The sequence below is a fragment of the Streptacidiphilus sp. MAP12-16 genome (assembly GCF_041262165.1).
Classification (GTDB): Bacteria; Actinomycetota; Actinomycetes; order Streptomycetales; family Streptomycetaceae; genus Streptacidiphilus.
On sequence record NZ_JBGCBY010000018.1, the window covers coordinates 1 to 11,788 of the forward strand.

Consider the following 11,788-nt stretch of genomic DNA (forward strand, 5'->3'; position numbering starts at 1 on the left):
CCGGCCTGGTCTCCGACCGCGCCGCCGAGAGGTGATCACCCACCGGACAACACGCCAGGCCAGCACGCCCGAGTCTCAATCGAGCACCACGCCGTAAGCATTCCCGGGTCCTCGTCTGCGCAGTGTCGGCTCCTACGCAGGTGCGCGCCCGGCACACACGCCCCGGGCATGGTCATCTGAACGGTGTGGCGGAGCCGGTGACTTCGACGTCGCTCATGTCGTTCTGGTCCAGGTAGAGGCGCAGGCTGCTCATGCTGGCTTCCCGGTCACCCCCCGGTCCGACCTGGATCCGGTAAACCGGCAGCGGCCGCCTGGCTCGGTTGCCGATGACCTCGGGCAGGTCCAGGGCCACGTACGGCGCGATCATCCCTCGGGCTTCGCGATACCTCAGCTCCGGGGCGGAGGGGTGGGGCTGGTGGCGGTAGATCAGACGCCACTCGCTCTCTTCGGCGAAGTCGGGGTGCTTGCAGGCGGTGGCGAAGTCGATCACCCCGTCCTCAAGACGGTATCCGAACTCATTCAGGAGCCTCAGGTCCATCGGGTCCTGCGGGTCCTGCGGGTCCTGCGGGTCCTGGTCAAGGATGACGACCAGTTTGCGGACGAGGTCTTCGCACAACTGCTCCTGCCGGGCGCGGTCGTAGATGACCTTGCGCAGGCGCAGGCCGTGATTGGCCCCGCTGGCCCACACGTGGGGGTCCTTGGGCTTGAATTCGAGGGCGTAGGCGCCTCCGCCGGTGCCGGCCGCAGTGTAGGCGCGCCACTGGCTGAGCACGTTGCCCTTGGAACAGAAGCAGGTGACGAACAGGTGCGGTCGCTTGCTGAAATAGTCGTTCAGCGCGGCGCCGTCGTGAGCGGTCAATCCGGCGAGAACGCTTCGGGCGCTGTCGCTCTTGACATACTGGACGGCGTCCTCCAGATAGTGGAGGACGATTCCGAGTCCGTACGAGAACTCGGAGGTGTCGTTGAGGTGGTGGACGTGAGTGGCCCACAGGGTATTGGAGCCGAGGATTCCCATGAGACCGGCGGCATTGGTGTAGTGCCACAGGGCTTCAGGCAGATCGGCCTGGTCCTGGTGAATCTGCCCGTCTCGCCACTCGTGGTAGGTGTCGGCCATCGCCTGCACCAGCGTTGACGCGTCAGGGGCGTGCGGGTGGCCTGACGGAGGGTTAGTGGTCATGTCTCTCCATGTGTTTGTGCCGATTCGTTCGTTGCGACCATCATACCAAGCTTTAGCGTCATATTGACGATAACTAGTAGGTGTACCTCGGCACCGTGTGCAGCTGGCCTGCCGAACTCGATCACCTCGGCTTCGACGAAGCCGTAGTGCGCATGTCGGACAGGCCTCAAAAGCGCCGCAGCGCAGTCTGGCCGCCCACGGCAGGCCCGTGGGCGGAGCCCCTGCGTCCTAGGCTGGTATCAGGGCCTTAACCGAACCGGGCCGGGAACACCGCTCAACACTGGGACGCACATGGACGAGGATCCGCAGCCCGCACACGTCACCCGATGGGACGTCACCTCCGAAGACATCCCCGCACCGCTGCTGGCAAAGCCGGCCTCGGATCGGGTGTACCTGCTGCCGGACAAGACAGTGAACGGAATCGGGGTCTACCGCGACGACGTCGCCGGCCTGGTCAAGACGCTGCGGTATGAGAGCGTGGACGTGGAGTTCGCGTACCCGCGGGAGTCCCGTCGGTATCTGAGCGAGTACAGTGCGACACCCGTCGTGGCCACGATCGCCGTGTCGGTCTCGGCGTCTCTGACTACAGCGCTCGTCCAGTGCATCGTCAGGATCGCCTGGGCACGGGCCCGCTCAGCGATGGGCGGCAACCCTCCGACGGCCGAGGTCGGCAGCGCACAAATCACGGTGAAAATCGCAGAGATCGAGCGCACCGACGCCGGGACCGTCGTGCGGGGCCTCGAGGTGACCGGCCCCGTCGGGAACCTGGAGGAACTCCTTCGGGCGGCGGTCACCGGTCCGCAGCCGGGCGCTCCCGTACTGCCTGAGGGAAGCCCTCAGGCACCTCAGACAGGTGAGGAGGCTGGCACGTGAGGTTCTCCGGCCAGTTGATCCGCAGCAATGTTCGGCTCCCGCCGGCTGCGGGGCCGCTGCGCGAACAGATGCTTCTACACGAGGGGGCCTCGGTCTTCCGGGAGTCGGTACGGGGCTACGCGGCGGTGTGCCGGACAGCAGGGTTGTACCTGCGAGACGGGCAAAACCTCCCGGCGTGGCAGCGGACCACCTCGCACCTCGAACGCCTGGGGATCCACCGAGTACAGCCCCAGCAGGAGTACCTGCGCGGCGTCTGGTCACGCGCCGCGAAGGAGGCCCACAGCACAGCGTGGAGGCATGAACTCGGCCCGACACAGACAGTACTGATGGGCCGGAAGGCGCGGACCGACGCACCAGATACGGACCGCTACGGGCTGGTTGCGGACAGAATCGCCGTCGTGCACGCGGGTCCGTTCGAGCGCGCGGGTGCCGGGTGGGGCGAGCTGGAGGAAGTGGCGCGCCGCTCGCTGAACCAGGCCGTGGACGCCTTCAACTTCCTCGAGGACAGCCACCTGTCGGACCTCGCGCACCGACATGCCCACGAGGTAGCCGCCCTGACTTCGGGCCTGTTCGGGTGCGCTTTTGAATACCGTGAAGGCACCTACTGGGACGTGTGCCCGGTGTCGCTCATGCACCAGCGATGGGGCATGTCGATGGGGTTCACGGCGATCCGGATGTGCTCGATCTGCAGCGAGGACCTGGATACCTGCCCCCATCTACTCGGCACCCGCTATCAGGTGACCGTCACGCGGACGGATGAAGGTCAGTGCAACGTCTGCGGCACCCAAGAGTGCCCTCACAAAGTTGGCCAGAGCGTTGGAGCGTACCCGTACCCGGTCATGGCTGACGGCGCGATCCACGAGGTGAGCATGGTGAGCAGACCCCGTGACCCCCTGGCGCGTCTAAACAAGATCGAGATATCCATGGATCTTCTTACAAAGACACTCGGCAAGGAACCCACCGGACAGAAAATCACCTGCTACCGATGCCTGCATCCGTGCAGCGGCTTTACCCATCCCTTCGAAACGCCGTGAACTGGTTGGCGCTCGACGATCCTGCGGCGCGTGACGATGCCCGACCGAAGCCGGGGAGCAGCGCCCGCCTCCGGATGTCAGCCTTCGCCAAACGACAGTCCGGCGACAACATCACGCCACATGGCCAGCACTTCCGGTTCAACCCTGCCGAAGCGTTGCGCCGAGGCCAGGTCAGCAACAAGCCGAGCTCGCAGGAGAGGCCGGTCCACCACACCGGTCCGACTGGCAAGCAGCAGGTGGGTCATCGCCCGCAGCACGTAGGCCTCGGAGGGCGCGGGATGGAAGCGAACCGCCTGGTCGCAATGATCTACAACCTCGTCCCAGCGGTCCTCCTCCCGGAGTAGATTCACCAGACTGGGCGGAGCATGTGCAGCTGCATGTCCGCAGCGAAGTCCCGCTGAGTGCAGGGGATGCGGTCGCGGATCGCCGGCGGCAGGCGCTGGGGGATAGTGGCAACGTACGCCGGGTGTCGTGGTGGAGTTGGTTGAGCGGTCGGTCGCCGGGATCACCATGCATGCCCGTGTGCGTGCGGCCGAGGGGCTGTGCCCGCACTGCGGCAGGACGTCCGATCGAGTGCACGGCCGGTATCTGCGACGACTGTCGGATGCGGCGGTCAGCGGCGCCCGAGTGGTGATCGAACTGCTGGTCCGCCGGTTCCGGTGCCTCAATGCCGCGTGCACGGCCGTGACGTTCGTTGAACAGGTCACGGGGCTGACCAGCCCGCACGCCCGCTTCACCCCGCTGTTGCGCGGGATGTTGACCAGCATCGCGGTGGCGCTGGCCGGGCGGCCGGGGAGCCGGCTCGCGGTGGCCCTGGGGGTTCCGGTGGCCAAGGACACGCTGTTACGTCTCCTCCGATCTCTTCCAAAAAGCCCACAACCAGTTCGGCGCAGCTGCAGGAACCATCCTCGAATCGCACTCCTGACCGACGCGTTCCGCCTGTCCGGCACGTCCCGCACTCGCAGCGCGGGGGCCGCTGGCGGGCAGTTCGATACGGCTCTACTTGCGTGGGGTGCGGTGGTGCCAGCTGGCATGCAGGCCGGCGAGGGCGGCGCTGTAGCCGGCCAGGGCCTGCGGGTCGACGTGGCCCACCAGGACCAGCGCGCATCCCGCAACGAGGATCGCCAGAAAAACGGCCAGATCGGTAGGAAAAGGGCCACGCGGGGATGGAATCGTCGGCATGCTGGACTCCCGGAAGTTGACGCCTCATCGGCACAGTGCCCTGAGGAGTTCGCGGTCCCCGCACAACCGGTGCGGGCTCGTCTCCGTCCAGATTCGGGACCAGCGGTTTGTAGCCGAAAGAGCGTAGATCGTTCTAGTTCCACCCGCACGAAAGAACAGGGGGCATCCATGGCGGGGACGCAGACGCCGGACAGCGCCGACGGCGACAGCAACAGTGAGGACGGCACTGCGGGGCCGCGCTTACCAGGGCGTCCGGCCAACAGACTGGACCCAGCCGACTTCACGCCGGCTGTCTACACGTGGTTGGCACACCTCCAGGAGCTGACCGAACGCGTCTTCACCACCCGCGCTGCGGCGGCGAAAGCATTGGCCGTGCATCCGACCACGCTGTCCAAACGCCTGAACGGGCACGACCTGTGCGACCGCGAATTCGTCACCCGGTTCCTCGACGCATGCGAGCGGGCCGGACATCCGCCCAGCCCCCAGGTCCGCCAACACACCACAGACCTCCACCTCGCCGCCCTGGCAGCAAGCACGAAGGCCGCCGACAGAGCAGCGCACCGCGGCTACCTACAGGCCGACGCCCTCCAAGCCGCGCACCTGCGCCAGGCACAACTAGAGGCCCAGGTCGAAGGGCTCCAGGACCGGGCCCAGCAGGCCGAGGCCCAGATGCGCCAGGCCCACGCGCAGATCCACGCCCTGCAGGACACCCACACCCACCAGCACGAGGACCTCGTCCGCGAGCGCGACACCGCCGTACACGAACGCGTCCAGGCCGAACACCACCTCGCAGACACCCAACAGCACGCCCAGGCCATCCGCCAGGAACTGCACGACACCCGCGAGCAGCTGCGCCAGTCGCGGCTGGAGGTGGCAGCGCTGACCGAGGAGCTCCTGGCCACCCGGGGGCAACTGGAGTCGCTACGCACCGAGCAGCAGCGCCGGCGTGACGACGACGCGGTGGTGGCCGAAGCCCTGGCCGTCACCGAACGCGCCCTGTCTCAATCTCACGAAGCCGCACGCCAAGCCCTTGTTCCATCAGCCGCAACAACCCCGACCACGCCCGCGCCCGCGCAGACCGCGCCGTCAGCGCCGCCCCCGCCCTCAGACTGGGTGCCCCTGTCCCGAAGCATGTTCAACCTCGTCCACGAACTGGAGACCATGAACGGCCCGGTCGGCTTCTGGCGGGCACGGCGGCGACTACGCGCCGTCGCGCGCGAATGGACCCCAGAAGAGATCAACGGCCTGGTACAGCACATGAACCTCATGCACTGGTACTCCCGCGACGCCCGCCGGGTCATGCGCTACACCCGCGTCCGAGTCCACCCCCTGCTCGAACCCCCCAGCCCACTACGCCGAACCTGGGCCAAACTACGCCGCACCCGCCTGCAACCAGCAACCTTCACCTTCCACCGCCCACCCAGAACCACCCCCGACACCGACTCCGAATCGAACCAGTGGGTCGGGATCATGTAAGCCACCGATCCCAGGGCACCGGCCCAAGACGCGCACCGCCTGGCACGTCCTGCTCGCCCGCCACCAGACCCGAAGGCCAGCGCGAGTTTTTCCAGACCTGGGGCAACGCCTGACCCCCGCCGCCCCGACCGCCGCACGAAGAGAAGGCCAACCCCCTGCTCGCCCTGGACCGGTCAGCCCAGCAGGTACAGCCAGGCAGACCAGCCCAGGACAGGGGATGTCCGAGTCCGCGACCGCCCGCACACAGCAGCCGACCTGCATAAACGTGCTGACGGTCCAGCAGCGGACGCGCACCCTACAGCACGGCATACGACACCCCATACGGCACCGCATACGACGGGGCAGACGGCACCCCATACGGAAGGCCCACCTACCGGTCGCCGAACTGACCCTTCAGAGCCTCGCCGTACAGCCGGTCCCGGCCGGTCGCCGCCCGGGCGGCCTTGTCCGCCCGGGCCTTGGCGTCCTGGAGCCGTTCCTGCTCGCGCCGCGCCTCGGCCTCCGCTGTCGGTAGGTTCGGATATTCGCCTGTGCGGAATAGTCGTTGTGCTCACAGCTCCGACAGCACCGATGCGGAGGTGGATGCCTCCGGGGGCGTTGAATCGTGGTCGCTGGCGGCTGTCTAAAGTCACGTGCATGTCGAGGACCACACCGTCGCGCCCGCTCGATGTCGAGGCGCTCTTCCCGGAGCTGACGACTTACCGGGGTACCACCACCCGGCTCCATCCGCGCCCGGGACGACCGGATGCGACGGTGAGCTCCGTGGGCGGTCCGCTGCTGTGGCCGTCGGACGAACCCTGGCCGGCGTGCACCGAGCCTCACAGCCACGCAGGCGGCCGACGTCCGGCGGACATCCACCAGCGACGGCAGGTCCTGGCAGCGGCATGGCGTCGGGAATCGAACCCTGGTCCTACCGACGAAGAACGTGAGCTGCTCAAGGAACTCGATCGACGGCATCGCGTTGAAGAGGCCGCGGCAGCCGATCCGCTGTCGCTGATCGGCCTTGCCCAGCTGTATCGGAGGGATATCCCGGACTTGCCGGCCGGGCCGGACGGCTGCGATCTGCTCCAGGTGTTCTGGTGCCCGTTCGACGCACACGGCCCGAGCGGCTCCGGGATGCTGCTAGACCTTCGCTGGCGCCGGTCTTGGGAGGTCACCGACGTGCTGACCGCGCCGCCGCAGCCGCAGGTCGTCGGCTATGAGGGGTACGTGCCGGAGCCGTGCGTGCTGCATCCGGAGCAGGTGGTCACGTACCCGTTCGCCGGCCTCCTCCCGGAAGACTTGTGCGCCCGGATTGACGCCTGGGAAGAAGCCCTGGAGGAAGAGGCCGAGCAATCAGCCGACGAGAACGCCGCGGCACCGGTGGGTTACCAGTACGACCTGTCCATCCCACCGGGCTGGCGGGTCGGTGGCTTCGCCTCCTGGCACGCCACCGACCCGTACCCGATGGACTGCCTGACTTGCGCGACACCGATGCATCTGCTGCTGACCATCGACAGCACGGAGTGGGACGGCGGAAGCGGCAGCTGGAAACCGCTGGAGGAAGAGGACTTGCCCCCGCACCCTTCCGCCAGGCCGACCGAGGTCACCGTGGGCCGCTGGGGGGAACTCAACATCTTCGCCTGCCCCGACGATCCCGACCACCCGCACCGCTGGAGCATCCAGTAGAACCCTCACGATCGGCGAGCGACTTCCGCCGCGTAAGCGGTTCTGGTGGCCCCGGCGGCCCAGCGTTCGGCAGCTGTGGGGCTGATACCGAGGTGACGTTGGAGGACCGCGGGGGGATCTGCGTGCAGAGGTCGAGGAGGGCCGCGCATCGGCCCGACTCGGGCGGGAGTCCGACCTGTCGGAGCCGTATCGCGAGCGATTTGTTGTTCAGTGGCTTCCCAGGACGCTGGGTCGGAAAGAGCCAGGGTGCGTTGAGCTCGTTCGAGTTCACCGGACGCGCATGGTCGTTCGCGATCTCGACCAGCTGGAGGACAAGCTCGTCCAGGGGCTGCGACAGTCTCAGTCCAGCGCATCGTTGCGATCCTCGGCCGTCCCAGGGGATAACCGCCACGGGCCGCCACGCTGCTCCCACGGGTCGAGGAGCACGTTGCGATTCTCGGCCGTCCAGGGGACGACCGCCACCCCGTCTCACCGGTCATGCAGGGCGTGATCCAGTGGGAGTTGCGATCCTCGGCCGTCCCAGGGGACAACCGCCACGCCTCCACCTCGTCCTTCGCCGCCTGAACCATGGGGTTGCGATCCTCGGCCGTCCCGGAGGCCGACCGCCACGCTGCCTGAGCAGCGAATAGACGCTACTCGATGGCCGAGGTGCCGGTCCTCGCGGCGATCAAGTGCTGAGAATTCGGACATTTGGCAGATCCCCCTGGGGCGGGTCGGGGTGGGTCATCCGACGAGGCGGGTGAGGGTGACGCCGTCGGGCAGGTCGGTGTCCTGGACGGTGATGGTGTAGTCGTTGATGGTGCGGGCCGAGGCGTCGCCGGGGCCGGTGGCGGTGACCCGGTCGAGCAGGCCGCGGGCGGGGGCGCGGCCGTACTTGTCGTCGTGGGAGAAGACGTACAGGCCGCGCAGGCTCAGGCCGCCGCGGGCGGCGGCGCGGTCGTGGTCGAGCATGAGGGTGAAGGCCCGCCAGAACATGGCCAGGTCCTGGGAGGTGACGCCGGTGCGGGCGGCCAGGGGGGCGCTGAAGTGTCCCTCGCCGAGGTAGAGGCCGTAGGGCACGATGTGCTTGGAGCCCATCTCGGTGACCTTGCCCGCGTCGACGTCCTCCTGCTTGGTGGGGGTGACGCGGGTGATGCCGAACTCCAGTGGGGTGATCGGGTCGATGGAGCGGGAGAAGCCGAGCTGCATGGGGCCCTGGACGCGGCCGGCCTGCTTGTCCTTCTTCCCGGTGGTCATCACTGCGCCGAACATCCGCACGTCGAAGAACGCGGCGCACATCCAGGTGCGGGCGTCGAGCTGGCCGGCCCCGTCGCCCAGGGCCGTGTAGGCGCGTTCGTGCTGGGCGTTGAGGGCGACGCCGGCCTCGACGTAGATGTCGTAGCCGGGGGTCTTCTCGTCGTCGTTGAACATCGCGACGGTGTTGCGGATCTTGCGCTTGATGGCGACGTCGGTGATCAGGCCCTGGCCGGAGACCGGGTCGGTGCGCGGCATGCCGCCCATGTCGGGGTCGCCGTTGGGATTGCTGTCACGGGCCTCGATGAGGAAAGCGAAGTCGTGCTTGCGGTTCGGGTCCAGGTGCGGGGGCAGCTGCGCGTCGGTCATGGCAGGTCCTTAAGAAGGTCGGGCGGTCTGGGAGGACCGGGTGTCGCTGATGTCCGTGAACGCGAGAGCAGTGCAGCGGGTGGTGGCAATGCGTTGGGCCGGGTTGCCGGTGGGAAGTCAGTCCTGGTCGGGTGCCGGGTCCTCGGCGTCGCGGTCGCGCTTGGCGGCCATGTAGGAGGCGCGGGCGGCGTTGTCCTCGGCGCGCTGCTGCTCGTAACCCAGGACGAAGCGGGCCTGCTGGCGCATGGTGAGCATCGCGGGAATCTCCCGCTCCCGGGTGGGACCGGCGATCGCGGCGAGGACGTCCGTCAGCTTGTCCCGCAGGGCCCGTTCGGTGCCGGGCTTGTCCCGGCGCAGGCGCTTGAAGTGGGCGTTGGCGCCCTTGCGGAGGTTGGGCAGGACGGCGGCGGGCGCGGTCATCACCGAGCCGAAATACTTGTCGCCGATGGTGGTGTTCAGGTCCGGCAGCGCCGAGCGCTGCACCGCCTCCAGCACGGCGAAGGCCCGGCCGCACAGGTAGGCGACCTCGGTGTCGTTCTCGTCCAGACGGGGCATGGGCCGCGTCCCTTCTTCACGAGTGGGATTGAGGAGCAGCCTGAGCAGGGCTGTGCGTGGGGCGTCCAGGCGGTGGTCGGCGCGGATGCGCTGGAGCAGGTGCGGCAGCAGCCGCTCGGGCACCGGGCCGCGGCGCAGTGCGGCGCGCATGAGGTCGCTTTCGATGCCGTGCAGGCCGCTGCGGGGGGCGTACTTCTTGGCCTTGGGGTCCCAGCGTCCGCTGGCGGCGGCCATCTGCCAGACCGGCACGCAGCGCAGCCTGCCCTGCCAGCCGTCGAAGACCTCGTGGTCGGCGAGCCAGGCTCCGATGTTGGTGCGCAGTTCCTGTACGGGGATGTCGAGCCAGTCGCGGACCACGACGCGGGCGTTGTTCAGGCCCAAGGTGAGCGCGTAGTAGGCGTTCGGGTCGACCCGCCGTGCGGCCACGGTGTCGGGTCGCTCGTTGAGGGAGTCCCGCAGCCGGGCCACGGTCTGCGGTTTGGGGTCGTTCAGTGCAGCGAACAGCTGTTCCTGGACCGGTTCGCGGGTCCACCACACCGTCACCGAGTCGGCGGTGCGGCGCCGGTGCTCGTCGTGGGCCAGGAGGGAGTTGAGGGCGGACATCGCGCGCGAGCCGCAGCGCTCGCACACCGGGGTGTTGGCCAGTTGCAGGACTCCGCCGCGTCCTTGGGCGGCGGCGTTGATGCTGACGATCTGCGCGTCCTTGCCGAGCCCGGTGGTGGGGATGGCCCCGGACTTGATGCTTTCGGGGATCGTCGCCAGCAGGTCGCCCTCCTGCCCGCACACCAGGCACAGCCCCTGCGGGCCGCCGCCGCTCTTGCGCCGACGTACCGCCTCGGCCCAGAAGCGCTGCGCGGAGGGCAGCAGATGCAGCCATTGCCCGTCGACCATCGGTGCGACCGTGTCGCTGTGCGGCAGGTCCTCGGGGATGTCGAGGTCGATCAGCGCGTTCTCGTCGCGCAGGAACCGCGCCACGGCCCGCGCCCCGGGGTCCTCGGGTGCGCCGGCGGCCCAGTCCCGGACCAGGGCCGTGTACTCGTCGTTGCGCCGGGCTCCCTCGCTCCTTGCGGCGGCAGACGCGGTGCCGTCCGTGAGGTCGGGTTTGGGCTGGCCGAGGACGTACTGGGCGGTGTCCACCAGCAGGGACGGCGGCGGGGTGCGCCCGGAGCGGTAGGCGTAGGGGGCGTCGGTGACCAGGGCGGTCTCCTTCGAGCCCTTGGGCACACGGCGCGGCGCCAGGGTGGCCCCCGCGCCGTCGGAATCGATGATCAGGGCCCAGTGGATCTGCTTGGGCCGGTAGTAGGCCGGCGGCAGCGACGAGGCGGGACTGCCGGCGTACTCGACCAGGCGGTGCAGCAGCATCCCCCGCTCACCGCCCCTGCGCATCGGCACGCCACGGCGCGGCGGGCATCGCGACCTCGTCCTGGCCCAGCGGGTTCAACGGGACCTCCATCACCCCGTCCACCAACCGCGCCCGGAACCACCGGTACTGCTCGGCTCCGTCGGCCGTGTGGGCGATGGAGTGCAGCATCACCCCCAGCTCCTCCGTGCGCTCGATCGGCGCCAGGTCCGGACTGGCGGGGCGGAACGCGGCGCTGAACTCCCGGCAGCCCAGGAACGGTTCGGAGAAGCACGCGCCGCGCTCCACCCGGCGGCGCAGCTGCTCGCGGTACTTCTCCTCGGTCGTGGTGGCGTGCGGGGCCAGCAGCACCTGGGCGTGGATCCGGTAGGCGACGTCCTTCAACGCCATGGTGTTGCGCTGGTCCCGGTCCCCCTCCACGTCGTAGCGCCGCCGCGGATCGCGTCGTAGCGCTGCGACCTCGGTGGCGCTGATGACGGACTTGACCTCGTTGCGGCGCACCGACATCCACTCGATCCGCCGGAGCACCTCGATCCGCGTCACCACATAGCGGAACTCCGGCTTCCAGAAGATCGCCTCCAGGACCCCGACCGCCGCCGAGGGCGTGATCACCGGGTAGGAGACCCGCTCCACCTTCAACTCCGGGCGCGTGAAGCACGCCATGGGTCCGGCGACCTCCACCACCAACGCCGGAAACGGCCAACCACCGTTGCCACGTACCTGACGGCGCGGCACTTTCACTGTCGTATCCATGGGCCCGTTTCTCAACTCCTGCCCTCCGAAACGCCGGAGTACGAGCCCCTGCATACGAGGCTTGCCGACACCCGGGGACGCTATCCGCCCCCACTGACAATCCACCCC

Annotated in this window: 10 protein-coding genes and 1 pseudogene; 5 read left to right on the top strand and 6 right to left on the bottom strand. The window is 68.5% G+C overall.

Features of this window, described 5'->3' with window-relative positions:
• Positions 1-172 precede the first annotated feature (172 nt).
• Positions 173-1,177, bottom strand: a complete 1,005-nt coding sequence (locus ABIA33_RS23005; RefSeq protein ID WP_370084272.1) for a DUF2971 domain-containing protein — start codon at positions 1,175-1,177, stop codon at positions 173-175.
• A gap of 387 nt (positions 1,178-1,564) precedes the next feature.
• On the opposite strand from ABIA33_RS23005, the gene ABIA33_RS23010 reads away from it, so the two are divergent.
• Positions 1,565-2,050 (top strand): hypothetical protein, encoded by a 486-nt coding sequence (locus tag ABIA33_RS23010; protein ID WP_370084273.1) that lies wholly within the window; start codon positions 1,565-1,567, stop codon positions 2,048-2,050.
• Entirely contained in the window at positions 2,047-3,084 is a 1,038-nt protein-coding gene (locus ABIA33_RS23015; RefSeq protein WP_370084274.1) for a hypothetical protein, read from the top strand. The genes ABIA33_RS23010 and ABIA33_RS23015 overlap by 4 nt, the downstream gene beginning before the upstream one ends.
• Before the next feature lie 77 nt (positions 3,085-3,161).
• On the opposite strand, the gene ABIA33_RS23020 is transcribed toward ABIA33_RS23015, so the two are convergent.
• Positions 3,162-3,434 (bottom strand): hypothetical protein, encoded by a 273-nt coding sequence (locus ABIA33_RS23020; protein ID WP_370084275.1) that lies wholly within the window; start codon positions 3,432-3,434, stop codon positions 3,162-3,164.
• 160 nt (positions 3,435-3,594) lie between these two features.
• On the opposite strand from ABIA33_RS23020, the pseudogene ABIA33_RS23025 reads away from it, so the two are divergent.
• A pseudogene (locus ABIA33_RS23025) lies at positions 3,595-3,738 on the top strand (transposase family protein); the annotation flags it as partial.
• 345 nt (positions 3,739-4,083) lie between these two features.
• Here the strand turns inward: ABIA33_RS23025 and ABIA33_RS23030 are convergent.
• Entirely contained in the window at positions 4,084-4,266 is a 183-nt protein-coding gene (locus tag ABIA33_RS23030) for a hypothetical protein (protein WP_370084437.1), read from the bottom strand.
• Positions 4,267-4,434: 168 nt separating this feature from the next.
• Between ABIA33_RS23030 and ABIA33_RS23035 the strand changes: the two genes are divergently transcribed.
• Both ABIA33_RS23035 and ABIA33_RS23040 read left to right on the top strand, forming a co-directional pair.
• Complete coding sequence (locus ABIA33_RS23035) at positions 4,435-5,742, top strand: hypothetical protein (RefSeq protein WP_370084438.1); 1,308 nt, start codon at positions 4,435-4,437, stop codon at positions 5,740-5,742.
• Between the two features lie 636 nt (positions 5,743-6,378).
• On the top strand, positions 6,379-7,410 hold the full coding sequence (locus ABIA33_RS23040) for a hypothetical protein (RefSeq protein ID WP_370084429.1): 1,032 nt from the start codon (positions 6,379-6,381) through the stop codon (positions 7,408-7,410).
• Positions 7,411-8,133: 723 nt separating this feature from the next.
• Here ABIA33_RS23040 and cas7c read toward each other — a convergent pair.
• The 3 genes from cas7c to cas5c form a co-directional block, all read right to left on the bottom strand.
• Complete coding sequence (gene cas7c / locus ABIA33_RS23045) at positions 8,134-9,012, bottom strand: type I-C CRISPR-associated protein Cas7/Csd2 (protein ID WP_370084276.1); 879 nt, start codon at positions 9,010-9,012, stop codon at positions 8,134-8,136.
• A gap of 117 nt (positions 9,013-9,129) precedes the next feature.
• Positions 9,130-10,929 (bottom strand): type I-C CRISPR-associated protein Cas8c/Csd1, encoded by a 1,800-nt coding sequence (gene cas8c / locus ABIA33_RS23050; RefSeq protein WP_370084277.1) that lies wholly within the window; start codon positions 10,927-10,929, stop codon positions 9,130-9,132.
• Positions 10,930-10,936: 7 nt separating this feature from the next.
• A complete protein-coding gene (gene cas5c / locus ABIA33_RS23055; RefSeq protein ID WP_370084278.1) occupies positions 10,937-11,680 on the bottom strand; it encodes a type I-C CRISPR-associated protein Cas5c in 744 nt (247 codons plus the stop codon).
• Positions 11,681-11,788: the final 108 nt, after the last annotated feature.